This is a genomic window from Actinoplanes sp. NPDC051346 (genome assembly GCF_040682215.1).
In the GTDB taxonomy this organism is placed as follows: Bacteria; Actinomycetota; Actinomycetes; order Mycobacteriales; family Micromonosporaceae; genus Actinoplanes.
Genome location: NZ_JBFBAJ010000002.1, coordinates 835,356 through 860,282, shown reverse-complemented (window position 1 = coordinate 860,282; position 24,927 = coordinate 835,356). Strand labels below are relative to the sequence as shown.

Below are 24,927 nucleotides of genomic sequence, written 5' to 3'. Positions count from 1 at the left end.
GCCATGGACACCGCAGTGACGGGCGCGGAGCCGCCAGCTGCCCCGCTGGCCGGCTCGGCGTTCATCGACCTGGTCTGCCACGACGAGCAGCTGCTCCGCGCGGAGTTCGACGAGCTGATCGCGGCATCCTGGCAAACACCACCCGGGCCTCCGCCACCGGCATCCCCGCAACGGTCCGCGCCGGCAGCCGGACACTCGTTCGCGCCCGTCATCGAAGCCGAACGGCGGCTGACGCATCGCGAGCCGGACAACGGGTGGCGGCATCAACGCTCGCCTCCGTGAGACCAGTCGACGGAAATCACCGAGCACAACAGCCCCGCGGAGCCCCTCCCTCCGCGGGGCTCCCGGCCGGTTCAAGGCCGCGTCCGGTCAGGGTTTGAGGACGACCTTCTCGCAGTTCTCTTGTTTGTTCTTGAAGATGTCGAAGCCGCGCTCGGCCTCGTCGAGTGGCAGAGTGTGGGTGATGATCCGGGTGGGATCGATCTCGCCGCGTTCGATGCGCTGCAGCAGAGGCTTCATGTAGCGCTGCACGTGGCATTGTCCGGTGCGCAGGGTCAAGGACCGGTTCATCCAGGCGCCGGCGGGGAACTTGTCGAGCAGGCCGCCGTACACGCCAATGACGGAGACCACGCCGCCGGTGCAGCACGACATGATGGCCTGGTGGACAGGGTCACCGTGACCGCGTTCCAGACGTCCCCGTCCGCGGGTCTTCAGGCCCGACGGTGCGCGAGGATGCTTCAGAAACAGGTCCCGCAGACGCCGACGGGGTTGCCGGGTCGGGTGGGTGGATGCACGGTGCCGGTGTAGGTTCCGGCGACGACCTGCTTGGTGACCAGTGGGGCGTCGGGATCGAGCGGTTCCGTCGCGGCGCGTGGAACGCCTGAGCTGTCCTTGGAGATGGTCACCCGTGCGCACGAGATGCGGGAATCGTCGCCCGCCAGGACGCAGACGCCGTACTCGCCCGTGGCCCGCCGCGGCATGGTCGCGGCACCGAAGGCGCGGGACGCGCCGGGATCCGCGGACGGGAACAACCGGACGTTGTATCCGGGCGCGGTACCGGTGGATTCGCCCGCCGGATACGTGGCGAGACGGATCCCACCACCGCTGACCACCGGTACGCACTGGACGGCGCCGCCGAATGTGACGAACCAGCTCCCGTCGGGGTCCAGTTCGGTCTCGGACAGGTGTGCGGTGGCACATGGTGCCATGGCCCAGGGCACCGGCTCCGCCTGCCGGGCAGCCGGTTGAGCAGCGGCGGGTACAGCGCCGGGGAACAGGGTGGCCAGCGCCGCGGCGATCGTGACTGCACGGTGGCGAGGATTTCGCATCAGGACTCCTGCGTGTTCCGGGTGGTCGATGGACAGACATCCGGGAGAGGTACGGCGCGGGCGGCACCGAGGACCAGGGCGAGTTGGAAGCGGTTGTCGACGCCGAGGCGATCCATCAACGCGCGCAGGGTGTAGACGACGGTGCGGCGACTCAGCCCGAGTTCGGCGGCGGCTGCCGCTTCGCTGTGACCGGCGCTGAGCCGGGACACGATGGCCTGTTCCCGGGCGCTGAGCATGATGGTGGGCACCTCGTGCTGGTAGGGGTCGCGGGCGGTACTCCAGATCTTGTAGAAGAGCTGGGTCAGGTGGCCCACGGCGTCCGGGTCGGTGAGCAGGACCGCCCCGGCTTCGAAGTTGGCCGGATCCGCGGGGAGCAGGGCGGCGCGCCGGTCGAACACCATCAGCTTCAACGGCAACGACGCGGCTTCGCGGTAATCGGCCCCGGTGGGGAGTCGTTTGCCGTGGCTGCCGTTGCGGGGTGTCAGTCCCAGCATGCGCATCCGGACCCCCCGAGACAGCAGTGACCGGTCGAGCGGGGCTGCCGCAGCGGCGGCGTCCGCGCTGATCACGTCCTCGGTGTTGATGGCCAGATGTTCGCAGCGTTCCGCGGCGACCAGTTCGGCGATGCGGGTCCGGGCGGCTGGCCTGGTCGGCAGTCGGCACACGGCAGCCGTCGGGATCCGCTCCAGGTGCAGGCTGGACACCGCGGCCACGTGTCGGCGAAGTTGCTCACTCCACGGCTGTGGGGCACGCCGTTGCTGAAGCACTGACAACACCTGGTCGGCGGCGACGGCATGCCAGTACCGCGAACGCCCCTGGACGCGGATCCGCACCGCGCCGACGGCGGCCAACTCGTCCAGCGCCCGGCTGATCCGCACCACCTCGACACCGAGGTGCCGGGCCAGAAGGCGGGAGGTACCAGGCCCGAGCAGAGCCAGTGTCCGGTACGCCAGGTCCGCGTGCGCCGACAGGCCCCACCGGCCCAGCGACGGCACGACCGCCGGACCGAAGCGCGGCTGCGTAGCCGCTCCTTGCCGCGTAGCCGGTCCTTGCGCCAACGTCACCTGCTGCCTCCCCCGTGACAACTGTGCGAACTGAACCGCGTCCGACCCTTCCGGCGCTAGTCCCCTTCGCCGTTTCCTTGCTCATTTGCGCAACGCGCGGCCGGGCGGTCCGGGCCCTCCGACGGGCCGGCCCGACATTGTCGACCATCGTTGCGCGGTTGCGCAGCCAATCTGCCCGCGGATCTCGACGGCGGCGGTACCCGGATGGCGCAATTGCCACGCCATCGAGCCGAATCGGCACCGGGACGACGAGATACACGGAGGACTTCATGGAGCGTAAGCGATCCCTGACCAGGGCCATGCGCGGCGGCGTTGTCGCCGCCGCCCTCACGGCGGGGGCTCTGGTGGCGCTGCCGGCCGCGCCGGCCCAGGCGGCCGGCGCGGCCAGTTGCTCGTTCGGACTAAACGAGTACGGGTGCAGCAGCGGAACGGTGACGGCGAACAGCAACCACCAGATCGGCATCTCGGCCATGTCGACCTGGCCCGGCAACTCGATCACCTGCCGCGCGCACGATGCCAACAACGGCGTCCAGGTCGGCTCGGTCACCTCCAGCACCCCGTGGTGGCGGACGTCCAAGCACATCAGCGGCGTGTACGGCAGCTACTTCCTGGTCTGCACAGGCTCTGCCGATAGTCGCGGCGAGGGATCGATCAGCGGCTAGGCAGGCCCACGACGACCGACGACCGCGTAAGCGATCCATCACAGCAAAGGAGAACGATTATGGGTAAGAAGGCACGACGGGTGATCGGCCTCTCGCTCGCGACCCTGACCGGCGCCGCCGTCATCAGCGTGGGGGCCTCACCGGCATTCGCCTCCAGTGGGTGCTCGATTCAGAGTATGAGCTGCACCACCGGTCACGTCACGGCCGGTAGGGACAATGCGGTGACCGTCACCGCCCGGCCGGGTTCGGGCAAGGTCACATGCCGGGTTTACGACTCATACAACGGCATCGAAGTGGGTAGTGTGACGGCCAACTTCTGGAGTGACTTCGAGTCGAAGAGCAAGGCAATCGAGGGGCTGAGCAGCATGTACTTCGCCGTCTGCCTGCAGTCCTCGGGCAGCGGAGGCGGCGGCTCGCTGGCCTGATCCCGCGCGCCGATGACGAGGGGGACCGTGCGCCGGCACGGACCCCCTCCGTTCTTTCAGAGGCCGGTGAGGATCGTGGCCGTGTTTCATGCCGGGTCCCGCCAGGACGGTGTGCTGGTGCCGGTCAGCCGGCGGATGAGATTGGCTGCCGAGGCCCAGAGCGTGCGTGACACCGAGGACTCCGGACGGCTCTCGTACTCGCGGACCAGGCGGCGGTGCAGCATCAATGTGCCGTTGGACCTGCTCGAGCACCCACCGCTTGGCGATCGGTACGAACCCCGGCTTCGTGTCGCTGCGCTTGACCACCTCCACCTCCACGTCGATACCGAGGACGGCACCGTGGATCGCCAAGTCGTGCTTGAACCCGGCGTCGACCCAGGCCCGCGTAACGGTCGCAGTGTGCTCGGCCACCTTGTTCCGCAGGCGCACGCCGATCACGGTGTCGGTGACCGATGCCGCGGTCACCACTACCGCGATGATCAGCCCGAGCGTGTCCACGGCCAAGCCCACCAGAACGTCACAACCGGCCTCTGAGGTGGGCCGCCGCTGCACGCCGTACGGCCGAACGCCTCCACGCCCGGCGTGGAGGCGTTCGCAGCTCGTACCGGATTAGTCGCTGCGCTGGACGTGGAGGACGGTGTTGTCGATCTCACCGGTCAGCATCGCGTTGCCTAGCAGGTCGACCGCCATCCATTCGACCGTCACGACGTGCGCACCGGCTCCGAGCCGCTTGCACGTTTGCAGCGCGTTGGACTGCCCGGCGTCGGTGGTCAGGATGTGGTCGGTCACCACGACCGCACCGTCGATCAGGATCTGGATGGCGACATGGTCGCCGGGCCAGTTGTAGCCAGCGTCCTGGTTGTCCAGGATCGTCTCGGAGCTGACCTGGATCAGGAAGTGGTCCGAGTCGCCGTTCGGCACGTTGAAGTTGACCTGCATGCCGGGCAGCGGGGCCCACGCGCCGTTCTCTACGACCGGCGTCGGGGCGTTGTTGATCTGTACGAGCACCTGCTCCTGCGCGCCACCGTTACAGGAGACGATGTCGTCGGAGAGGACCTCGCTCGAAATCTTCAACGGCTGACTGGCCCGCGACTGCCCGGCGCTGAGCACGCCCAGCAGCAGCACGCCGACCGCCGCGATGATCCAGCGCCGCGGGCTGGAAAGGGCCATGGCTTCCTCCTCGTTGCTGAGCCGCTTCCTGCGGCCGTGAGAAGGCTGGCACTGCGGCGTCACGGTCCCGTCAGTGTCGGGTCAGTGACCGGCGACCATGAAAGCCTCTCCTGACCTCGACACCGGCCCATGCGCCACCCGTCAGCGGTTCTGAGCTGCAACGTCAGGTTGAAACGGCTCACTGTACGAAATCAGCCAGCGCGTATGGCTCAACGCCAGCGCCGCAGGCCTGTACGCCCGCATGTGGCAGCACGCCGGCCTGCCGCCAGCCGCGCTCGCCGACGCCAGCGTTCGCTAAGAGGCACTCGAAGGTCGACCGCGACCACCTACCGGAGTGACGTCCTTCGCCCTACATGACCGTTGGGACGGACGAAGACTCGCTGCTGTTCGGGTGACGGTGGCCGTCCCGATGGCGCCCTGTCCGCCAGATCCGCTCCCAGGCCGCGGAGAAGGCACGGCCAATGCCGTCCAGCCGCCGTCCAGTTCCCGTCCAAGCCCCCCTCACAGACTGGTCACACCTACCAGGGAGGAAACATGCACCGACCGAAATCCCTCGTGACCATGGCGCTCGCCGCAGTTGCCGCAGCCTGCTTCCTGATCGGCACACCGGCCACCGCCGTCGCGGGTCCGCGACAGGCCGCGCCCGCCCTCGCCGCCGCCAAACTCGGCTTCGGCAAGGCGCCGGCCACCACCACTGGCAAGGGCATCCCGATGTCCGGCTTCCAGACCAACCTCGTTCAGGGAAGCTGCAACGTCTTCATCCCACCAGGACCCGTCTACTACGTCGACTTCGTCTGCAACATCACCGCCGGCGCCGTCCGACTGTTCATCGTCTGCAACGATAACGTCACCTACTGGAGCCCCGTCGTCACCGGCCAGCAGGACCTGCGCGGCATCTGCGGCCCGCCCGGCACCGTCATCCAGTACGGCGGCCGGGAGGTCATCGTCTAAGACCTGACCAGACCGTCCAGCGCGCGGTTGGTGCGGTTCGCCCGCACCGCCGCGCGCGTCTGCGCCGCCGTCACCTCGATGTAGTTCTGCGACGTCGTCGACGACCGATGCCCCAGCGATCGCCTGATCTCCGACGCGTTCGCCCCATCCTCCGCCAACCGCGTCGCGGACGTTTGCCGCAACGCGTGCAACTGAGCACCCCAAGGCACCCGGTCACAGCGCGGCTCGGTTGATCTCCCTGGAGCGGGTGTCACCTGCCCGGCGCGGGTCAGGATCCGGTTGATCCAGCCTTGCGAGACGCCGCTGGTGCGGGCGAAGTCGGACTGCGACGTGCCGGCCAGGACTGCGGTGATGCCGAGGTGACGTTTCGACACGCCGCACCCGCCGGCAGGTCAGCGGGTCGGCTACGGCGCCATGCCGATACCCGAGACACCCATTGCGATGTCCTGAGCCAGCACACTGCCAGCCCGACGAAGTACCGTCGATGACCTGCGCAAACGCAGGCGGCGGTTGAACTGGGCGCGGATCCTCGGTCTCATGATCGGCTTGGTCGACTTGGTCCAACAATGACGCAGTTTCTCATTGTCGATACGCCTGTTGGGTGCCGTCGCGGAGGCCGTGTTCAAGGAGTGGGTTGCTGGGCCAGCGGAGATTGGCCGGGGATCCTGTCAGGTGCAGGGGACGCTGTTGACGGTGAACGCGGCTGGCCGGGTGGCTTGGCCGGAGGCCTGGTAGGAGACGGTGACCGTACCGCCGGGGCGGACGGTCGCGTTCGTGACGATGTCGTGCGCGACGATCGCGCCCGAGGTTGTCTCCAGGGAGGCGCCCTTGATCAGCAGGATCGTCTGCCCGGACGGCAGTGTGAAGCGCAGCGTCCAGCCCTCGAGCGGCTCGGTGCCGGTGTTGGTGATCATCAACATTGCAAGATGGACCGATGCGTCCACCTGCCGCCCCTGGTAGTCGACGGAACAACCCACCGCCGCAGTTGCCACGACGGCTGGGGCCGGCAGGGCGGCTGGCAGGGTGATCGCCGGGCCCAGTAGCCCCGCGGCCAGTAACCGAAAGATTCGCGACATACCCGTTCCCCTCTGCGTTCGTGCTCTCCATGCTCGATAGCAGACGATGACGGTCGCCACTGGACAACGACTGGATGGAGACTGGTGCTACGGATACAGGTTCTCGGCCTGACCCGGGCCTGGGTCGGCGGGGAACCGGCCGATCTCGGCCCGGCCGGGCAGCGGGCCGTCCTGGGGCTGCTGCTTCTCGCCGAGGGGCAGCCGGTGAGCCGGTCCGCACTGGTCCAGGCCCTGTGGGCGGACGAGCCGCCGGACAGCGCGGTCAACATCCTGCAGACCCGGGTGAAGCACCTGCGCCGCCACCTGGAACCGCGGCGCTCGGCCAGGCAGCCCAGCGAGCTGATCCCGCGGGCCGGGGACGGGTACCGGCTGAACGCCCCGCCGGGCAGTGTCGATCTGGCCGAGTTCCGGCGGCTGGTCCGACTGGCCGGGCAGGAGCACGACGACCGTCGGCTCGGCGAGGCGCTGCTGCTGTGGCAGCACAGCGAGCCGTTCGCCGACGTGCCGGTGCTCAGCCACCATCCGGCGGTGATCGCGCTCGCCGAAGAGCGGAGGACGGCGCTGACCCGGTACGCCGCGGCGATGCTGGCCGACGGGCGCACCGACCGGGCGGTCCGGCTGTTCGCCGAGGCGGCCGCCGCCCGCCCATTGGACGAGACCGGTCAGGCCCGGCTGATCCGCGCTTACCAGGCGGCGGGCCGACGGGCCCAGGCGTTCGACACCTACCAGACGGTACGCAGACAACTGGCCGAGGAACTGGGCGTAGACCCCGGGCCGGAACTCACCGCGGCGCACGAAGCCCTGTTGGCCGAGGAGCCGGTGCGCCGGACGATGTCAGCATCGACCGGCCGGCCGGTCGCCGTACCCCCGCATCCGCCGGAGGCGCGGACGGCGCCGCCGCCCGCCGAACTGCCGCCCGACACCGGGGGTTTCACCGGCCGTCAGGCCGAACTCGACGAGCTGGACCGGCTCGTGGACGACCCCGGCGAGGCGCTACGGATCATCGTGCTGTCCGGGACCGCCGGGGTCGGCAAGACAAGCCTCGCGGTGCACTGGGGACACCGCGCGCGGGACCGGTTCGTGGACGGACAGCTCTATGTCAACCTGCGGGGATACCACCCGGAGCAGCCGGTCGCCGCCGGTGACGCGCTGGCCGGGCTGCTCCGCTCGCTCGGGCTGCCCGCCGACTCGGTGCCGGCCGACCTCGCCGAACGGTCCGCCCGGCTCCGCAGCTTGCTCGCCGACCGACGGGTACTGCTGCTGCTGGACAACGCGGCCACGGTCGAGCAGGTCCGCCCACTGCTGCCCGGCACCGGATCGTGTGTGGTGCTGGTGACCAGCCGGGACTCGCTGGCCGGGCTGGTCGCCAGGCAGGGCGCCGACCGCCTTGAACTGGACCTGCTGCCGCTCGCCGACGCGGTCGCGCTGGCCGGCCGGCTGCTACGGTCACGAACCGACGGCGAACCGGATGCGGTGGCCGCTCTCGCCGTCCAGTGCGCCCGCCTGCCGCTGGCCCTACGGATCGCGGCCGAGCTGGCCCTGATGCGCCGCACCGCGCCGCTGGCCGCGCTGGTCGACGAACTGTCCGACCGGCACCGGCGCCTGGACCTGCTGGCCACCGGGTCGGACCCGCAGACCGACGTCGGGGTGGTGCTTTCCTGGTCGTACGGCCACCTGCCACCGGCGACAGCCCGGGTGTTCCGGCTGCTCGGGCTGCATCCCGGCCCGGACATCGACGGCCACGCCCTGGCCGCGCTCTGCGGCGGGGAACCGGCCGTCACCCGGCGGGCGGTGGACGAGCTGACCCGGGCGCACCTGATCCGGCGCCACGACGACGACCGGTTCGTGCTGCACGACCTGCTGCAGGCCTACGCCGCCCGGCTCGCCGCCGACGACGACGAACGGGACACCGCCCTGGACCGGCTGCTGCACTACTACCGGCACACCGCGCAGACCGCCGTCGAGACCATGTACCCGGCTGAACGGCACCGCCTCGTTGCCGGCACAGCCCCGGAAACACCGGGGCCGTCGCTGGACACCGCCGCCCGCAGCCTCGCCTGGCTGAACGCGGAACGGGCCAACCTGGTCGCGGTCGCCGTGCACGCCGAACGACACGGGCTGCCCGCGCACACCACCGCACTGACCCTGGTACTGCTGCGCTACGTGGAGGCCGGCGGGCACCACGACGAGGCCACCACCCTGCACACGCACGCGCTGCGGGCCGCCGAACAGCTCGGCGACACCCGCCAGCAGGCGCACCTGGAGACCAACTTCGCCGTCATCCTCGCCCAACAGGGGCGGTACCCGCAGGCGGAACTCCGGCTGCGGCACGCCGCCGATCTGGCCGCGAAGATCTCCGACCCGGTCGCGCAGGCCCGCGCGCTCGGCAACCTCGGCCACCTGCACGAGCGGCAGGGCCGGTACGCCGAGGCGGCCGACCGGCTCGACGAGGCGATCATCTTGTGCCGGGCGGCCGGCGACGGCACCGGCGAGGCCCGCGCCCTCGGCAACCTCGGCCAGGTGCTGCTGCGGCGCGGGCTGCCCGGCCCGGCCGAGGAGCGGCTGCGCGCGGCGCTCACCATCAACAGGCGCACCGGCGACGCGGTCGGCGAGGCGTACGCGCTGATCAGCCTGGGGCACATCGCGCTGCGGCAGGGCGACCACGACCGGGCCGCCGAACTGTGCGGGACGGCCCTGAAACTGTGCCGCAACAACAACGAGCCGGCCGGCGAGGGGTACGCGCTCGACGCGCTCGGCCTGGCCCGGCTCGGTGCCGGTGACCACGCCGCCGCGCTGGACCTGCTGCGGGAGTCGCTGGTTACCTTCAGCCGCCTCGGTGAGCGGGCTGGTGAGGCGAACGCCGGCAACAGCCTCGGTGAGGCGCTGGCCGCCTCGGGGCATGTGCAACAGGCGCGGGCATACCACGAGGCGGCGCTCACCCTGGCCGCCGAGATCGGCGACCACCACCAGCGGGAGCGAGCCGTCCGCGGGCTGTCCAGCACCGGCCCGCCGGCGTCCAGTGCCTGACCAGCGCTCCGTCCTACGTTCCGTCCCGGCACATCGACCGATGACCAGGAGGGACAGAACAAATGCGACGAGCGATCCTTCGTACGCTGGCGATCGCCACGGCCGCCGGAATGCTGGCCTTCGCCGGGGCCACCCCGGCGATGGCGGACTCCGACCTGCCGAACTTCCAGCTCGGCATCCAGCTCATCGACAACGGCAGCGAGGTCGGGCAGATGCAGATGACCCCGTTCGCCACCTTCGGCGGCGGCTGCTCCGAGTGGGCCGGCGACCCGAACGCGTTCGACCCGGACGGCGCCCGCGTGCAGCTCATGCCGGCCCCGCGCGGCCGGCTCGGCGACCGTGACCTGCGGTTCGGCATCCAGGTCGAGGACCGCAACGGCAGCGAGCGCGGGCCGGTGCAGTGGACCAGGTGGGCGAGCGAGGGCGGCAGCATGAGCCCGGACGCGTTCGACGCCAACTTCTTCGACCCCGACCGGGTCCGGGTCTGCCTGGAGACCCGGACAATGCCGGCCGGTATCGACCTCTACGACATCCGAGCCTCCATCAAGACCGTCGACCTCGGTGGGCGGGACCAGAACGGACTCCGGCAGTTCACGCCGTGGCTGTACGACGGCGGCGGGTTCAGCGGATGGGCATACGACTCGAACGCCTACGACCCGGACGGCTTCTCCATCGGTCTGGAGGTCTACTGAGATAGGCATGCCCGCTGCCTCAGGTGCCGCGGCAATGCGGTGTGGGCGCCGGCGCGAATGGAACGTCCTGCGTCATGGCCGCCGCTCTCCTCACCTCGTCATCCCCTCCCCAGGGTGGAGTGCCCCTTGCGACACCACCCCGAGCGACGTCCACCAGCTACGTTGCTCGCATGAAACGGAGCAAGCGTCTTACCCGGCGCCGCTTCGTCGACTTTCTCCGGGTGTGCACCTGCACCTGTTGAGTCCGCCGGCGAAGCGCAGCACACCCGCGTCCTGACCGAGCGTCAGGCTCCGGTCGCTTCCCACGGACCGATCCAGCCGTGCAACGGTGCCGTCCGGTCAGCCCGTCCCGCCGCGACCGAACCTCCACGGACCCGACCCGCGGATCTGGCTGCGTTCCGGTAACGCCGACTCCGCCATCTGCCGGCAGCGCCTCGGGTGATCCGAGAGCGACCTCTGAGCACCGTACGCCGAGCGCGCCCGCGTTCACCCACGACTGTGCCTTCGCTGGACGAGCACGCCTGCCGAGTCTCCGCACGCACCAGAGCCGCCGCTTGCGCAGCGATGGCCACCGTCCACGAGCGACCGCCAGCCCGACTGGCCGCTGTCACCCGACCACGAGGAGAGTTCCGATGAGATTCCACAGATCCGCCCTGGCGGCCGTCCTCGCAAGCGCCCTGCTCGTCGCGTCGGCTCTCGCCGGTTGCGGAAAGGCCAGTAGCGCCGCCGACGGCAAACAGGTGACCGAGCTGCGGTATCAAGGCTGGGTGGGGCAGGTGACGCTGCCGGAGCTGGCCGCGGATCTCGGTTACCTGGGCGATGTCAAGCTCGAGTGGATCGGCAACACGATCAGCGGCCCGCAGGACATCCAGGCGGCCACGACCGGCGACGTCGACTTCGGCGGCGCCTTCAACGGCGCCGTCGTCAAGCTCGCCGCCTCGAAGGCCCCGATCAAAGCGGTGATCGGCTACTACGGCGCGAACAAGGACACGTTCAACGGGTTCTACGTTCTGGACGACAGCCCGATCAGGAATGCCCGAGACCTGATCGGCAAGAAGATCGGCGTCAACACCCTGGGCGCGCACGCCGAGGCGATCACCAAAACCTACCTGACCCGCAACGGCCTGACCGATGCCGAGATCAAGCAGGTCGAGCTGGTCGTCGTGCCGCCGGTGAACACCGATCAGTCGTTGCGGCAGGGCAGATCGACGTGGCCGCGCTCAGCGGGGTGCTGCGCGACAAGGCGGTCGCCCGCGGCGGGGTGCGGGCCCTGTACACCGACTACGACCTGCTCGGCGAGTTCAGCGCCGGCAGCTACGTGTTTCGGCAGGACTTCATCAAGAAGAACCCGGACACGGTACGCGCGTTCGTCGCCGGTGTGGCCAAGGCCATCGAGTGGTCGCGGAGCACGCCGCGCTCGGAGGTCATCGCCCGGTTCGAGAAAATCATCAATGCGCACGGTCGCAACGAGGACACCAGCACCCTGCGGTACTTCAAGAGCTTCGGGGTCGCCGGGCAGGGCGGTCTGATCAGCGACAAGGAGTTCAGTACCTGGATCGACTGGCTGGACCGGTCCGGTGAGCTGAAGGGCAAGCAGGTCAGCGCCGCGAATGTCTACACCAACGAGTTCAATCCGTTCGCCGCCGGGGCGGCGAAGTGACCACCAAAATCGAGCTGATCGTGAACCAGCTCCTCGTCCTCACCGAACGCCGCTCCTCGACCTGGCGCACGACCAACTAGAAGGGACCCTCACCGTGACCCTCGCACCCAGCATCCCGGACGTCCGCCGCATCGGCGGTCGCCTCGGCGCCGAGATCGTCGGCCTCGACCTCGCCCGGCCACTCGACGACGGCACGATCCGCGCGCTGAACACCGCCCTCGTCGAGCACAAGGTGCTCGTCCTGCGCGGCCAACAGCTCGACGACGACGCCCACGTCCGGTTCGCGTCCGCATTCGGACCGCTCACCACCGCGCACCCCACCGTGCCGTCCGTCGAGGGCAACGCCAACGTGCTCAACGTGGAGGGCGGCGAGGGCGCCCGCGCCAACGCCTGGCACACCGACGTCACGTTCGTGGTGGCCCCGCCCAAGGCCACCACGCTGCGCAGCCTGGTCATCCCCCCGTACGGCGGGGACACGCTGTTCGCCAACACCGCCGCCGCGTACGCCGACCTCCCGGAGCACCTACGGATCCTGGCCGACCGGCTGTGGGCGGTGCACACCAACGAGCACGACTATGCGCCGCACCCGCAGTTCCGCACGGATGAGGCCGAGCAGTACCACAAGGTCTTCGTCTCCCAGCGCTACCGCACCGCGCACCCGGTGGTCCGCATCCATCCCGAGTCCGGCCTGCCGAACCTGTTCATCGGCGGCTTCGCCAGCAGCATCCTCGGGCTGTCGGCCACGGAGTCCCGCGACCTGTTGCGGCTGCTCCAGGCGTACGTGACCCGGCCGGAGAACACCCTGCGCCACCGCTGGGCCGTCGGCGACGTGGTCATCTTCGACAACCGGACCACCCAGCACTACGCCGCCGACGACTACGGCGATCTGCCCCGCAAGCTGCACCGGGTGACCGTGGCCGGTGACGTGCCGGTCGGCTCGGACGGCGCCCGGAGCTACGTCATCGAAGGCGACGAGGCCGGGCACTACACCCCGCAGGCGGACGCCGCATGAGCCGGCCGGGACAGCTGCACCTCAACGCGTTCCTCATGGGGGTCGGGCACCACGAGGCCGCCTGGCGCCTGCCGCAGAGCGACCCGTACGCCCATGTGAACGTCGCGCACTACCGGAACCTGGCCCGGATCGCGGAGCGCGGCAAGCTCGACTCGCTCTTCCTCGCCGACGGCCCGGTGCTGTGGGACCAGGTGGAACGGCGTCCGTCCGGGACTCTGGAGCCGACCGTCCTGCTCACCGCGCTGGCCGCGGCCACGGAACGGATCGGGCTGATCGCCACGGCCTCCACCACGTACAACGAGCCGTACAACCTGGCCCGGCGGTTCGCGTCGCTGGACCTGATCAGCGATGGCAGGGCCGGGTGGAACATCGTCACCACCGCCGGTCTGGACGCGGCGCGCAACTTCAACCTGGACCATCTGCCCGCGCACGCCGAGCGCTACGAGCGGGCCGCCGAGTTCGTCGACGTCTCGCTCAAGCTATGGGACTCCTGGGACGACGAGGCGATCCTCGCGGACAAGGAGCGCGGGGTCTGGGGCGACAGCGACCGGATCTACCCGCCGGCGCACGCGGGCAGGTTCTACCGGGTCGCGGGCGCGCTCAACGTGCCCCGTTCCGCGCAGGGCCACCCCCTGCTGGTCCAGGCCGGCTCGTCGCAGAACGGCCGTACCTTCGCGGCGAAGTACGCGGAGGCCGTGTTCACCGCACACCAGACGCTGGCGGACGCACAGCAGTTCTACGACGACCTCAAGCGGCGCGCCACCGAACACGGCCGCGACCCGCACCACGTCAAGATCCTGCCGGGGATCGTGCCCGTCATCGGCGACACCGAGGCGCAGGCGCGGGAGCTCGACGCCGAACTCAACCGGCTGATCCGCCCGGAGTTCGCCCTGCCCGGCCTCGCGGAACTGCTCGGCGTGGACGTTGCCGACCTGCGCCTGGACGCCGAGCTCCCGGCGCACCTGCCGGAGGAGGACGAGCTCGAGGGGGCCAAGAGCCGCCGCACGCTCGTGGTCAACCTGGGCCGCCGCGAACGGCTCACCGTCCGCGAGATCATCGCCTGGCTCGGCGGCGGCCGCGGCCACCTGACCTTCACAGGCACCCCCGAGCAGGTCGCGGACGCCATCACCGGCTGGTACGACGCGGGCGCCGCCGACGGCTTCAACATCATGCCGCCGGTGCTGCCCGACGGCCTCGAGCAGTTCGTCGACCGGGTGGTGCCGATCCTGCAGGAGCGCGGCCGGTTCCGCACCGACTACACCGGCCACACCCTGCGGGACCACTACGGGCTGCCCCGGCCCGCGAACCGCAACACCGCCGCCCGACAGCCGACGGCTGCCCGGCCGTGACAGACGATCTGCGGCTCGACGCGGACGTCCTGGTCCTCGGCGGCGGCCCGGCGGGCACCTGGGCCGCCGTCGCCGCCGCCGTCGCCGCCGCCGGGGCCGCCGCCGGGGCCGACGCCCGGATGGTGCTCGCCGACAAGGGCTACTGCGGCACCAGCGGCGCGGCCGCCGCGGGCGGCAACAACGTCTGGTACGTACCGCGCGACCCGGCCGCCCGGGATCACTCCGTGGCTAAGCGTGAGGCGCGCGCCGGACACCTCACCGATCGCGGCTGGATGCTCCGCACGGTCGACGAGGCCTATCGGCGCCTCGCCGACCTCGCGGCCTGGGGGTACCCGTACCCGGTCGACGAAGCGGGGCGGCAGCGCCGGGGCAGTCTGCAAGGTCCGCAGTACCTGCGCACCATGCGGCATCGGGTGAAACGGGCCGGGGTGCGCATCCTGGACCACAGCCCGGCGCTGGAACTGCTCACCGACCCCGACGGCGGCGTCGGCGGCGGCGCCGGGCAACGGCGGCGCACCTGGGCGATCGGTTGGCTCGCCGCCGCACGCGCGCAAACCGGCGCCCGCTCACTGCCCTATCAGCGCGCCGCCCTCGCCGGCGCCGTGCACCGGACCCTCGTCACGCTGATCCCGGCACAGGCCGCCGCCGCCAACGCCACACTGGCCGCCGATCTCACCACCATCCCGGACACGCCCCCCGGGACAGCGGCCTCGCCGCCGGCCGCGCAGCCGCGGACGAGCTCCTCGCCGCACGCTCCGGCGACGGACTCGGCCCCACCTCGGTCAACGCCGCCTTCCCGGTCCCCGCCGCCACGCCCGGTGTCTGGCAGCCCACGCCGCCCACCTACGCCCCGGCCATTCAGTACGGCAACCGCCTCGCCCGGCCCTTCCTGCTGCGCCGCGCCGACCGGTTCCGGCCCGCTCCCCCACCAGCCCTCGGCTCGCCGCGCTACCGGGCCGGCCTGCGCCTGGGCCGCAATGTCGCCGGGCACACCCTCGCACACGCCGCCGAGCTCCTGCGCTGAACCTCCCCGTCCAGCCGGCCTGGCTGCCGGCTGGACGGGTGACTCCGAGCAGCCCGACCCGGATGAGGTCGTGGTCAGCGTGATGGCAGGCCCAAGCGCTCGAGCGTCGCGCGCAGGGCATGCCGGCCGAACATGGACTCCGGACCACGCTGCCGCGCCAGCACCCGGTCCGACCAGTTCCCCTCAAGACCGAATCGGCTGTTGTACGCCGACAGCCGGTTGTCGTATTCGGCGATGTGCTCGTCGGCCGCGGCGTCGTACCGCTCGTGATGCAGTACCGCCTCTTGAGGCGGCGCCCTGGGGCTTGGACCGCAGCGACCAGCGCAACCTGCCACTCAACCAGAGCTACACGTACGGCCCGAGCGCCGGCGTGACCGTCTACGTGATCGACACCGGCGTCACGATCACCCATCAGGAATTCGGGAATCGCGCCTCCTACGGCTGCGACGCCGTCGAGGGCGACAACATCGCCCAGGACGGCAACGGACACGGAACCTTCGTCGCCGGAGTAGCGGCCGGCTCCACCTACGGCATCGCCAAGAATGCCCAGATCATCGGGGTCCGGCTCCGTGCTGGATCTGTTCGCACCCGGCGTCAGCATCACCTCCGCGTGGCGGACCAACAACACCGCGACCTACACCGGCAGCGGCACGTCGTTCTCGGCGCCGCACGTCGCCGGCGCGGTCGCGCTTTACCTGGCCGCCCACCGCGGGATGATAGTGACCAGCGTCAACACGGCGACCGTCGGGGCCGCCACGAGCGGCGGGGTCACCAACCGGGGTAGCGGCTCCCCGAACCGCCTGCTCCACACCGCCACACTCGCCAGCTGACCCGTGTCACACCGCTCCACGGCCCGGCCGGGCATACCCCGCGCCGGGCCGCCTGTCGTGGCCCAAGTCCGGGTCAACGCCACATCTGGATGCCGTGCTCGTCTAACAACGGCATTAGATCTTCGAGCTGCCCGGCGCAGAGCGCTCGTTCGAACTCCCCGACCACGAGCGCATCAAACGGCCGAGCCGGGTCCGCGGTGGGCTGCCGCCTTTCGTCGCGCGAGCCTGCGACTTGCCAGCGGCCAGCGTGTCGCCCGAGCGGCGTACCGTAGGCGTGACGCACGCGACGGGAGATTCGGCATGGAGATGGTCTCGATCGGTGCCGGGTCCGACGCGGTGGTGGATGTGGTGTTGCGCGGGGTGGTCGACTTCTCCAACGCAGGCCCGGCTGCCGTGACGGTCAAGGCGGCGATCGCTGAGCGGCGACCGGCCGTGGTCCGAGTCGATCTGAGTGCGGTGACGTTCCTGGATTCATCTGGGCTCGGCCTGTTGGTGCAGGCGATGAAGGCGGCTGATGCGGTGGGAGCGGCTTTCCGGGTGGAGCACGCCGGCGAGAAGGTGTTCGATACGCTGCGGATGACTGGGTTGCTGGAGGCGTTCGGAATGGTGCAGCCACCCGCCGCCGAGTGACCTCCTGCTGTGCGGGGGACGCTCCGCCCGCGCGGCCGGCTGTGGGTGAGGCTTTCGGGTGACGTCCGGGATTGCGGGACTACACTTCGACGGCATAGGGCTGGCGGCCCCCGCGGCGCCTGTCGCAGGGCCTATCAGCAGGGCCGGGGGCGTCGATGGAGCAGGACCAGGGTTATCGGCAACGTCTCGCTGAACTCGACGCCAAGATCGGCCGGGCGTACCTGGGCGCCGATGTGGTGGGTGAGCGGGCAGCCGGGTTGTTGGCCGGGCGGATCGGGTGCCGGGTCGACGAGGCACACGCTTATCTGCGGCAGCTGGCCGCCGAGCAGAGCCGTGACGTTCAGGTGGTGGCCGCCGAGGTCGTCGCCACTTTGGAGACGCTCGGTGGTCCTTTGCCGGCGGATCGGTTGCGCTCCGCGGCCGACGAGGCCCTGAACCGTCCACCCCGCACGGCGCCGCACCATCGACGACGTCCGCCCGAGCCTGCGTTTCGCGGCCAGCAATGGGCTCGTGGCGTGCCGGACTGGGCGGGCATCGTGCAGCAGGTGTTGGACACCGTGCCGGGCCAGCACATCGCGGTGATGCCGCAGCGCGACCCGGCCGGGGAAATCGTCGATTACCGGTTCGTCGCGGTCAGCCCGACAGTGGTGGATCTGTCCGGACGCCGCGGCGCGCAGCTGCTCAGCCGCCGGGTGGGTGAGGTGTACCCGTCGATCGTTGACGGGCCGGTCTGGGATGCGTGGCGCGATACGCTCATCGACGGCGTGGCCCGTGAGGTGGGGCCTTTTGCGTACGTGGGCGGCTCGGACGGGTCGCCGACCGAGTTGATGCTGACGGTGCGTACGCAGCCGGTCGGGCCGGGGCTGCTCAACACCTGGGTCCGTGAGGACGAGCAGACCCGCCTGGCCGAGCGCATGGCGCAGACCGAGCGGCTCGGCAGCCTCGGCTGGGGAGAGTGGGACCTGGTCACCGACGCCACCGTGTGGTCCGACGAGCTGTACCGCATCTACGAACGCGACCCCGCCGACGGGCCCATGCCGCGCGAGGAGTCCGAGGCCCTCGCCCTGCCCGACGACGAGCCGGTACGCCGGCAGGCGGCCGAGGCGTTCGGCCGCGGTGAGACTGTCGAGCTGACCTACCGGGTCCGGGTCAATGATCGGATCAAGTACCTGCGGGCCGTGGTCGACGCGGTCCGTGACGTCGACGGGCGGCCGGTGAAGATCTACGGCATCGTGCAGGACGTCACCGCCCGCGAGACCAGCCGGGCCAAGCTGGCCGAGGTCGAACGGCAGCTGAGCGAGCACCGGGCAAGCCTGGCCGCCGAGCACCGTCTCGCGGCCCAGCTGCAGCAGATCGTGCTGCCCATCCCCGACACACCCTTCGACCTGCCGGGACTGCAGGCCGCCGTGCGCTACCTTCCGGCCGAGCAGGCCAGCCGGGTCGGGGGCGACTGGTACCACGCCGCCGTCGCTCACGACGGCGCCGTCATCCTGGCCGTCGGTGACGTCGCCGGCCACGGCGTGCACGCCGCGGCCACCATGGCCCAGCTGCGGCACGCCCTCGCCGCCCTGACCCTGACCACCACCACCCACCCGGCCGAACTGCTCGCACAGCTCAACAAGCTGCTCCAGGCCAGCGACGCCGCAGCCGGCACGGCCACCGCGATCATCGCCCGCTACGAGCCCACCACCCACCAGCTGGCCTGGGCGCAGGCCGGGCACCCCGCCCCGCTGCACACCAAAGCCGGCATCACCGTCGAACTGCCGCGCCCGCACGGGCCCCTTCTGGGCGCGCTGCACCAGGCCGCGTACGCCACCGCCAGCACCACCCTCGACGCCGGCGACCTGCTACTGCTCTACACCGACGGGCTCATCGAACACCGCTCCCACAGCCTCGAAGAAGGCCTCGCCCCCGTGATCGCCACGCTCGATCGTGTGTCAACCGGACCCGGCCCGCACCCGCTCGATCATCTGCTTGGCGAACTGCGCACCGCCAACCCCGACGACGACACCTGCATCCTCGCCGCCCGACGCCCGGCCGGGTAGGCGGCACCCGAGCCGCGCCATCCGGGCATCACCGGACCCGAGCCGGGGCACTGCAGGGTGCATGCGGCTCCCGAGCTCTCGCGCGGACATCACGATCGGTCACCGACGGGTGTACGCCCTGGCGTCGCACCCACTGACGGTGCAAGATAGGGAACCCGGCGGCCGAACCGGCGGCTGCCCACGAGGCGAGAGCGGGGCGAGACGTGGATTGGCTTCTCGCTCCCCCCACAGGCGCCGCGGCGCAGGCATTGCGCGACGAACTGACCATGTTCCTGTCTCGGCACGCCGCCGAACCCGCCCAGGTATCCAATGCCGCACTGGTTGCCTCGGAGTTGATCGGCAACGCCGTCGAGCACGCCGGCGGACCGATCTGGGTCACCCTCGACTGGAGCGCCACCCGGCCCGTGCTGGCCGTGCACGACCTGGGCCCCAGCTTCGAACTCGGGCCTCTGACGCTGCCCGAAGCGACCAGCGAACGAGGCCGCGGCCTGTGGCTGGCCTCGCAACTGGCCAAAGACCTCACCGTCGCCGCCAAACGGGACACCGGCAAACGCGTACAGGTCGTGCTGGCTCTGACCCGACGTACGGAATCCTCGTTCGACCCTGCCCGCCGCATCACCAACCCCCTGCCGGCCGCCGACGAGGCCGGCCCGCACGGCTTCGGCCGCGAACCCTTCCTGCGCGCTCTGGTCGTCGAGCTCGCGCGCACTGCCGAGACCACACACGGTCCTAGCGCTGCCGAACACTTGGTCGCGCAGGTCGGCGCGACCGTCGGTGCGCAGATGGAAGACGAGTACCGCCGCGCCCGCACGGTGTTCGACCGCCTGACCCCCGAGCAGATCGCCGAATCCTACGTCCGGCTCAAGGCCGCCATCGACGGCGACTTCTACATCATCTCCGTCACCGACGAAAAGATCGAACTCGGCAACCGCCGCTGCCCCTTCGGCGACACCGTGCGTCAGGCACCGACGCTGTGTCGCATGACCTCCAGCGTCTTCGGCGGTATCGCCGCCCGCAACCACCACGCCGCCGTCGTCCTGCTCGACGAACGCATCGCCGTCGGCGACCCCGAATGCCGCGTCACCGTCCTACTCGGCCCCGCCGCCCAGCACACCACGGGCGGTCACCACTACCACGCGCCACCTCCTTAGAGAGCCGTCTCTCGGATCCAGGTGGTGCGGTGACCGACGAGCCGGTCCGTTGGTGGTTGTCGGGTCGTCTCTATGGGGCTGACACGCTGATCGCGTAGGGACCCGGTCGTGTACGACGTGAGCGGCGCGGGTATGACCGGCATCGCGATCGCCGGCAAATCGACAACGCCGACGGGCCCCGCCTTGACGCCCGGTACCGCCTGACCGAGGGCGACGGCCGTCGCGACAACCTCTGGCCGCAGATTCTTGATCAACTCGGGTGCACGTGCCTCGTAGTGGACGCGATGACCAGTCCAACGGAAACGTCTGGTAGCCATCAGTGAGGTGCTGCTGCCCGTTGCCGATCCGGTCGGTCATGCGGCCCCTGCACGCACGCGGTGGTGGACGTGCTCGGGCGGCTGGCCGATGGGCGACCTCACCGCGCGGGTCCGACTCGATCGCTGCGACGAGCTGGAAACCCTCGCCGCGGCCGCAGCACATCAGCGTTGCAGAGCGCCGTACGCCGCGGACAGCGTGCTGCGCAAACTTGAGATCGGTCGTCACCAGCAGCGAGGAAGTCGGCAGCGCCATCGCCCGGATCGCCACCAGCGCCGACGCGGGCCGCCGGAGAGACGGTGGGCACCACCCGCGACACCGGGGCGACCGTCGGCCGCCTCGGCGAGACATCCGCCGAGATCAACACCATCGTCAGCCTCATCAACGGCATCGCCGAACAGACCAAGTGCTGGCCCTGAACGCCACCAAGAAGGCGGCCCGCGCCGGCGAGCACGGCAAGGGCTTCCCGGTCATGGGGTCGCGGATCGCTGTTCAGGGATTCTGCGTGCCGGACGACGGAACATCTTGCAGTCGCAGCATCTCGGCGGCGACAGCGGTCAGTTGCCGTGGCATGACGGGTTTGCTCAGGAGCCGGTCGACGTGGACCGTCATCTCGTCCGGCTGTCTGGCAGTGATCATCAGGATGGGCGTTGCCGCCGTGGTCGGATGCGCCCGTAGGGCCGAGACCACGTCCGCCCCCGTCAGACCGGGCATGCAGTGATCCAGAACAACGAGGTCAGGCTCCAGGTCCTGGATCAGCTGAAGCGCCCATGCCCCGTCCAGTACCGTCCGAACCGTGTGACCCGCTCGCTCGAAGGCGTAGGCAATAAGGTCAGCGACGTCCGCGTCGTCGTCCGCGACCACGATCGTAGCCATGACACCTCTTCTCCGGGGAGAACCAACCATGACTGACCCGGGTTGCCACCCGGTGCCCGCCGAAGAGCAGCCAAGGTTCTTCCCACGCAGGAGAAGGCGCCATGGCCACCATCGGCGCGGGTAGAGAGCTTCTGGACCGCTCCCGCGTGCTCGCCGACCGCACCGCTGCCGGCCGAACCGCCGCCGTCGTCGTCTGAGCTACCGCCTCGCCGACGGCAGCGCCCAGCGGGTCGCCGCCCACGGAATCACCGCGCTCACGATCGAACGCCTCCACCGCACCCTGGCCGACGCCTTCGCCAAGTTGCCGGCGGGGTGTGGCGCGGCAGGTGTCCACGGTGAAGCGGCGAACTCTGCAATGGCGATGCTCTGCGGGGCTTTCCATCTGTCCACGCATTCAATGGTCCGTGGACAGAATTCCCACGCGAGCTGCTCGCCGCAGTCACAAGGGAACCTGCTGTGCGCGGACGTCCGCGCACAGCAGGTCGGAGGAGGCGGGTGTACCACTGCCCGGCGCCGCCGAAGGGTGAGATGCGCTGCCAAACCGCGGACCGTTTCCTCCCCACCCGTCCACCGATCCCCCACCCAGTCTGCACCGCCCGAGGTGCCCGGCCACCCCGTTCGGCGATCGTGAGAGGCTCGGAGACCCGCCTCGCTCCAAGCGGTGACAAAACAGCGTCCCCGCGCACGCCGGCTGTCAGGGAAGACACACCTCGGAAGCTCAAGAGTCTCTGCGGCGGCCGATAGTCCGGCGATGACCGGAGGTTAGGCCGGGAACTCCCAGGGGATCGTGCCGGCTCTGCCCGCCGGCAGGGCGGGCCGGCACGAGCACCCCGGGCAGCCCAAGGGTCCGGCAGTCGCAGATCAGCAGGTCACCGGACTGCCGCGGCCGTCCGACCGTCTCGACGCCCTCGCCGCTCAAGCCGCGCAGGAACAGCCCGGCGCCGTCGCGGCTGTCGCCGATCGGCGTCCTCAACCGCTGACCCGGCCGAAGGAACCAACCGGAGGGATGCGCAGCCACCGTTGTCGGTTGAACACCAGCATCTGCCGGACCACCACGAGAGCAGCGAGGATCTCCGCAGCTCGATCTCGCACCAGGCCACGAACTGCTACTGGCGAATAGGACTCGGTCGCATCCGGGCGTTGCTATCCATAGGTGGTGAGCCGTCAGATGCCGTCGCGTTCGGAGCGCGCTGCCGCGGGCGCGGGGGTGCACCGCTGGTACCTCGGTGTGGGTGCGGTGGCGCTGGTAGGTGGTTCGCTGTGTCCCCCGTCGGTGCGAGCTTGGGTGTATGTCGCGGTGGCAGCCTCGGTGATCGCTGCGATCGCGGTGGGCGTGCGCCGGTATCGGCCGGTCTGGTCGGCGCCGTGGTGGTTGCTGGCGGCGGCGGTGGGCATGTCGCTGCTGGCCAACGTGGGCTGGGCGCTGGCGATGGACGAGAGCGGGACGCCGCGGTTCCCTTCCGCCGGCGATGCCTGCTACGCCACTGCGTTGGTGTTCCTGACGGTCAGTATCTACCGGTGGGTGCGACCGGCTCGACAGCGTAGTGGCGCGGTCGACGCCGCCATCGCCGCTGTCGGCGCCGGCGCGGCGCAGTGGGTGGTGGTGGTCGCGCCACTGTTGTTCGACAGCCCGTACTCCGGGCTCCGCTTGGGCAGCTACCTGTTCTACGCGGGCATGAACCTCATGATCCTGGTCCTGAGCGTGCGAGTCGTGGTGATATCCCGGGTGCGCACTCCCGCCTACCGGATGATGGTCACCGCGGCCGTCCTGCTGGTGCTGACGGATACCTGCTTTCAGGTACTGCAATTGGCCGGCGACGGCCGTGAACAGCTCACCGCGGTCGGCTATCTGGGTTCGTACTTGCTCATCGGAGTTGCGGCGCTGCACCCGTCGATGGCGCGCAGCACGGGAAGCGTGCCGGGCAACCCGTCGCCGGTGTCGCGGCGCCGGCTCGCGGCGTACGTGTCACTGACCGCCGGCATCAGCGCGCTGAGCATCGTCAGCCTCGTCACGACGGTGTCCCACGACCAGGTGCCGCGGCTGATCGTGCTGGAAATCCTGGGCGCCGCGATGTCCGCGCTGCTGATCGTACGGCTGTCGCAGCTCGCCACGCTGCTCAACCGCCGTGTGCAACTGGATACGCTGACCGGCCTGGGCAACCGGGTCATGCTGCAGGAACGGCTGGACCAGCCGCGCCGCCGTGACGGCGTGCTGCTGCTGGTCGATCTCGACGGTTTCCGGGACTTCAACGACACCTTCGGCCAGGAGGCCGGCGACGCCATCCTGATCGAGACCGGTGAACGGATCCGCGCCGCCGTGCCGAGCGCCGCCACCGTCGTACGCCTGGGAGCCGACGAGTTCGCCGTGTATACCGACGGTGACGACGACGGTCTAGCCCAGCAGGTCCTCGCCGCCGTGCACCGCCCCTACCGGCTGCGCGGGCTGGCCGCGCGGCGCTTCGGAGTCAGCATCGGTGCCCTCGGCGTACCGATCGGACAGCCCGGCTCCCAGGCCCTGCGGGACGCGGACCTGGCGCGACGCACCGCCCAGACCCGCGGCGGCGACCAGGTCGCGGTCTTCGACCCGGCCGTGCACGCCGAACGCCTGGCCAACACCGAACTCGTGGCACAGATTCAGCCCGCTTTGGACGCCGGCGAGTTCGAGGTGCACTACCAACCGATCGTCGACCTGGCCACCGGAGACGTGCCGGCCGCAGAAGCGCTGCTGCGCTGGACGCGTCCGGACGGCACCCGCATCCCCCCGGACCGTTTCATTCCGCTGGCCGAGCAGAGCGGCGCCATCACCGCCCTCGGCGACTGGGTTCTGCAGCAGGTCAGCACGGAACTTCGCCGGCTCTGGCCCGCGCACCGGGTCGCCGTCACCGTCAACGTCTCCGCCCATCAGCTGCGCGACCCGCTGTTCGCGACCCGGCTGCTGCACCTGCTGCACACCAGCGACGTACCCGGCCCGGCGCTGATCGTCGAGATCACCGAGACCGTGCTGGTCACGTCCATCACCGACACGGCCACCGTCACCGCTCAACTGCAGGAACTCCGCGAGCAGGGCGTACGCATCGCGGTCGACGACTTCGGCACCGGCTACTCTTCCCTGTCCTACCTGCGCGAACTGCCGGTGGACATCCTCAAGATGGACGGCTCCTTCACCGCGCGGCAGATCGAGAACGGGGGCGACCGCGAGCTCGCGTTCATCCGCGCCATCGTGGAACTCGGGCGCAGCCTCGACCTCACCACGATCGCCGAGGCCGTGGAGACCCCCACTCAAGCCGAACGGCTCCGCGCCCTGCACTGCGATCTCGCCCAGGGCTACCTCTACGCCAGACCCGCCCCCGTGAGCGACCTGTACGAATACCTCCACCAGTGCAGCGCTGCCAGCACGCGCACGCCGGTAGGCCCCCTCACGAGCGCGATGCCTACGCGGACACCGCCCACACCGTCCTGACCCGGCTCGCGGTATCCAGGTCCGGTATGTCATCGAGCTGGATCCGCGGCTGCGCTGTTTTACAGCTCGATGCCGGCCGTGTCGACCGCCAGCGTGAGTCGCACGGCCAGGCAGGTGACGAATGCGTTTTCCGCGGCCTTCTCGAGCGCGGAGACAATGCGCCTCGTGAAAGTGATGACC

20 protein-coding genes and 4 pseudogenes are annotated in these 24,927 nt (G+C 70.3%); 15 read left to right on the top strand and 9 right to left on the bottom strand.

Annotation, left to right across the window (positions count from 1 at the left end; all coding sequences use genetic code 11):
* The first annotated feature begins 3 nt into the window (after positions 1 to 3).
* Positions 4 to 282 (top strand): hypothetical protein, encoded by a 279-nt coding sequence (locus AB0M36_RS08095; protein WP_364154132.1) that lies wholly within the window; start codon positions 4 to 6, stop codon positions 280 to 282.
* Between the two features lie 87 nt (positions 283 to 369).
* On the opposite strand, the gene AB0M36_RS08090 is transcribed toward AB0M36_RS08095, so the two are convergent.
* The 3 genes from AB0M36_RS08090 to AB0M36_RS08080 form a co-directional block, all read right to left on the bottom strand.
* Complete coding sequence (locus AB0M36_RS08090; protein WP_364154130.1) at positions 370 to 630, bottom strand: hypothetical protein; 261 nt, start codon at positions 628 to 630, stop codon at positions 370 to 372.
* 107 nt (positions 631 to 737) lie between these two features.
* Entirely contained in the window at positions 738 to 1,328 is a 591-nt protein-coding gene (locus AB0M36_RS08085; protein ID WP_364154127.1) for a hypothetical protein, read from the bottom strand.
* Positions 1,328 to 2,392, bottom strand: coding sequence for a LuxR C-terminal-related transcriptional regulator (locus AB0M36_RS08080; RefSeq protein WP_364154124.1), 1,065 nt, complete (start codon positions 2,390 to 2,392; stop codon positions 1,328 to 1,330). Before AB0M36_RS08080 ends, AB0M36_RS08085 begins: the two co-directional genes overlap by 1 nt.
* Positions 2,393 to 2,661: 269 nt before the next feature.
* Between AB0M36_RS08080 and AB0M36_RS08075 the strand changes: the two genes are divergently transcribed.
* Positions 2,662 to 3,054, top strand: coding sequence for a hypothetical protein (locus AB0M36_RS08075; RefSeq protein WP_364154121.1), 393 nt, complete (start codon positions 2,662 to 2,664; stop codon positions 3,052 to 3,054).
* Positions 3,055 to 3,113: 59 nt separating this feature from the next.
* Positions 3,114 to 3,479 carry a hypothetical protein gene (locus tag AB0M36_RS08070; RefSeq protein WP_364154119.1) on the top strand — a complete coding sequence of 122 codons (366 nt, stop codon included), beginning with the start codon at positions 3,114 to 3,116 and terminating at the stop codon, positions 3,477 to 3,479.
* A gap of 86 nt (positions 3,480 to 3,565) precedes the next feature.
* On the opposite strand, the pseudogene AB0M36_RS08065 reads toward AB0M36_RS08070, so the two are convergent.
* Together AB0M36_RS08065 and AB0M36_RS08060 are read right to left on the bottom strand one after the other, a co-directional pair.
* Positions 3,566 to 4,084, bottom strand: a pseudogene (locus tag AB0M36_RS08065) (transposase); the annotation flags it as partial.
* Positions 4,085 to 4,088: 4 nt separating this feature from the next.
* The gene (locus tag AB0M36_RS08060; RefSeq protein ID WP_364154117.1) at positions 4,089 to 4,649 is read right to left on the bottom strand and encodes a hypothetical protein; all 561 of its coding nucleotides are present in this window, start codon (positions 4,647 to 4,649) and stop codon (positions 4,089 to 4,091) included.
* A gap of 534 nt (positions 4,650 to 5,183) precedes the next feature.
* On the opposite strand from AB0M36_RS08060, the gene AB0M36_RS08055 reads away from it, so the two are divergent.
* The gene (locus AB0M36_RS08055; protein WP_364154114.1) at positions 5,184 to 5,600 is read left to right on the top strand and encodes a hypothetical protein; all 417 of its coding nucleotides are present in this window, start codon (positions 5,184 to 5,186) and stop codon (positions 5,598 to 5,600) included.
* Here the strand turns inward: AB0M36_RS08055 and AB0M36_RS08050 are convergent.
* Positions 5,597 to 5,815 (bottom strand): annotated as a pseudogene (locus tag AB0M36_RS08050) (tyrosine-type recombinase/integrase); the annotation flags it as partial. The gene AB0M36_RS08055 and the pseudogene AB0M36_RS08050 overlap by 4 nt on opposite strands.
* A gap of 453 nt (positions 5,816 to 6,268) precedes the next feature.
* Positions 6,269 to 6,676, bottom strand: coding sequence for a cellulose binding domain-containing protein (locus AB0M36_RS08045; RefSeq protein WP_364154111.1), 408 nt, complete (start codon positions 6,674 to 6,676; stop codon positions 6,269 to 6,271).
* Between the two features lie 84 nt (positions 6,677 to 6,760).
* On the opposite strand from AB0M36_RS08045, the gene AB0M36_RS08040 reads away from it, so the two are divergent.
* The 5 genes and pseudogenes from AB0M36_RS08040 (at position 6,761) to AB0M36_RS08020 (ending at position 14,416) form a co-directional block, all read left to right on the top strand.
* Positions 6,761 to 9,703, top strand: a complete 2,943-nt coding sequence (locus tag AB0M36_RS08040; RefSeq protein WP_364154108.1) for a tetratricopeptide repeat protein — start codon at positions 6,761 to 6,763, stop codon at positions 9,701 to 9,703.
* A 62-nt stretch (positions 9,704 to 9,765) separates the two neighbouring features.
* Complete coding sequence (locus AB0M36_RS08035) at positions 9,766 to 10,395, top strand: hypothetical protein (protein ID WP_364154105.1); 630 nt, start codon at positions 9,766 to 9,768, stop codon at positions 10,393 to 10,395.
* A 632-nt stretch (positions 10,396 to 11,027) separates the two neighbouring features.
* A pseudogene (locus tag AB0M36_RS08030) lies at positions 11,028 to 12,055 on the top strand (ABC transporter substrate-binding protein).
* A 94-nt stretch (positions 12,056 to 12,149) separates the two neighbouring features.
* Positions 12,150 to 13,067 (top strand): TauD/TfdA family dioxygenase, encoded by a 918-nt coding sequence (locus AB0M36_RS08025; RefSeq protein WP_364154103.1) that lies wholly within the window; start codon positions 12,150 to 12,152, stop codon positions 13,065 to 13,067.
* Positions 13,064 to 14,416: an LLM class flavin-dependent oxidoreductase gene (locus AB0M36_RS08020; RefSeq protein ID WP_364154101.1), complete on the top strand. Its 1,353-nt coding sequence runs from the start codon at positions 13,064 to 13,066 to the stop codon at positions 14,414 to 14,416. The genes AB0M36_RS08025 and AB0M36_RS08020 overlap by 4 nt, the downstream gene beginning before the upstream one ends.
* Here the strand turns inward: AB0M36_RS08020 and AB0M36_RS08015 are convergent.
* Positions 14,350 to 14,922, bottom strand: a complete 573-nt coding sequence (locus tag AB0M36_RS08015; RefSeq protein WP_364154298.1) for a hypothetical protein — start codon at positions 14,920 to 14,922, stop codon at positions 14,350 to 14,352. The two genes, AB0M36_RS08020 and AB0M36_RS08015, sit on opposite strands and share 67 nt — an antisense overlap.
* On the opposite strand from AB0M36_RS08015, the pseudogene AB0M36_RS08010 reads away from it, so the two are divergent.
* The 5 genes and pseudogenes from AB0M36_RS08010 to AB0M36_RS07990 all read left to right on the top strand — a co-directional run.
* Positions 14,818 to 15,948: pseudogene (locus tag AB0M36_RS08010) on the top strand (hypothetical protein); the annotation flags it as partial. The gene AB0M36_RS08015 and the pseudogene AB0M36_RS08010 overlap by 105 nt on opposite strands.
* Positions 15,949 to 16,009: 61 nt before the next feature.
* A complete protein-coding gene (locus AB0M36_RS08005) occupies positions 16,010 to 16,270 on the top strand; it encodes a S8 family serine peptidase (RefSeq protein WP_364154098.1) in 261 nt (86 codons plus the stop codon).
* 300 nt (positions 16,271 to 16,570) lie between these two features.
* The gene (locus tag AB0M36_RS08000) at positions 16,571 to 16,900 is read left to right on the top strand and encodes an STAS domain-containing protein (RefSeq protein WP_364154095.1); all 330 of its coding nucleotides are present in this window, start codon (positions 16,571 to 16,573) and stop codon (positions 16,898 to 16,900) included.
* A 155-nt stretch (positions 16,901 to 17,055) separates the two neighbouring features.
* Positions 17,056 to 18,945 (top strand): SpoIIE family protein phosphatase, encoded by a 1,890-nt coding sequence (locus tag AB0M36_RS07995; RefSeq protein WP_364154092.1) that lies wholly within the window; start codon positions 17,056 to 17,058, stop codon positions 18,943 to 18,945.
* A gap of 203 nt (positions 18,946 to 19,148) precedes the next feature.
* On the top strand, positions 19,149 to 20,096 hold the full coding sequence (locus tag AB0M36_RS07990) for a methanogen output domain 1-containing protein (RefSeq protein WP_364154090.1): 948 nt from the start codon (positions 19,149 to 19,151) through the stop codon (positions 20,094 to 20,096).
* Between the two features lie 807 nt (positions 20,097 to 20,903).
* Here the strand turns inward: AB0M36_RS07990 and AB0M36_RS07985 are convergent.
* Positions 20,904 to 21,275 (bottom strand): response regulator, encoded by a 372-nt coding sequence (locus AB0M36_RS07985; RefSeq protein WP_364154087.1) that lies wholly within the window; start codon positions 21,273 to 21,275, stop codon positions 20,904 to 20,906.
* A 1,321-nt stretch (positions 21,276 to 22,596) separates the two neighbouring features.
* On the opposite strand from AB0M36_RS07985, the gene AB0M36_RS07980 reads away from it, so the two are divergent.
* Entirely contained in the window at positions 22,597 to 24,747 is a 2,151-nt protein-coding gene (locus AB0M36_RS07980; RefSeq protein ID WP_364154084.1) for a GGDEF domain-containing protein, read from the top strand.
* Positions 24,748 to 24,927 lie beyond the last annotated feature (180 nt).

Excerpts from the sequence above, each read along its gene's own strand:
- AB0M36_RS08095 (WP_364154132.1), top strand. The coding sequence starts at position 4 with ATGGACACCGCAGTGACGGGCGCGGAGCCGCCAGCTGCCCCGCTGGCC.
- AB0M36_RS08000 (WP_364154095.1), top strand. The coding sequence starts at position 16,571 with ATGGAGATGGTCTCGATCGGTGCCGGGTCCGACGCGGTGGTGGATGTG.
- AB0M36_RS08070 (WP_364154119.1), top strand. The coding sequence starts at position 3,114 with ATGGGTAAGAAGGCACGACGGGTGATCGGCCTCTCGCTCGCGACCCTG.
- AB0M36_RS08055 (WP_364154114.1), top strand. The coding sequence starts at position 5,184 with ATGCACCGACCGAAATCCCTCGTGACCATGGCGCTCGCCGCAGTTGCC.
- AB0M36_RS08045 (WP_364154111.1), bottom strand. The coding sequence starts at position 6,676 with ATGTCGCGAATCTTTCGGTTACTGGCCGCGGGGCTACTGGGCCCGGCG.
- AB0M36_RS08060 (WP_364154117.1), bottom strand. The coding sequence starts at position 4,649 with ATGGCCCTTTCCAGCCCGCGGCGCTGGATCATCGCGGCGGTCGGCGTG.
- AB0M36_RS08035 (WP_364154105.1), top strand. The coding sequence starts at position 9,766 with ATGCGACGAGCGATCCTTCGTACGCTGGCGATCGCCACGGCCGCCGGA.
- AB0M36_RS08085 (WP_364154127.1), bottom strand. The coding sequence starts at position 1,328 with ATGCGAAATCCTCGCCACCGTGCAGTCACGATCGCCGCGGCGCTGGCC.
- AB0M36_RS08020 (WP_364154101.1), top strand. The coding sequence starts at position 13,064 with ATGAGCCGGCCGGGACAGCTGCACCTCAACGCGTTCCTCATGGGGGTC.
- AB0M36_RS07995 (WP_364154092.1), top strand. The coding sequence starts at position 17,056 with ATGGAGCAGGACCAGGGTTATCGGCAACGTCTCGCTGAACTCGACGCC.
- AB0M36_RS08075 (WP_364154121.1), top strand. The coding sequence starts at position 2,662 with ATGGAGCGTAAGCGATCCCTGACCAGGGCCATGCGCGGCGGCGTTGTC.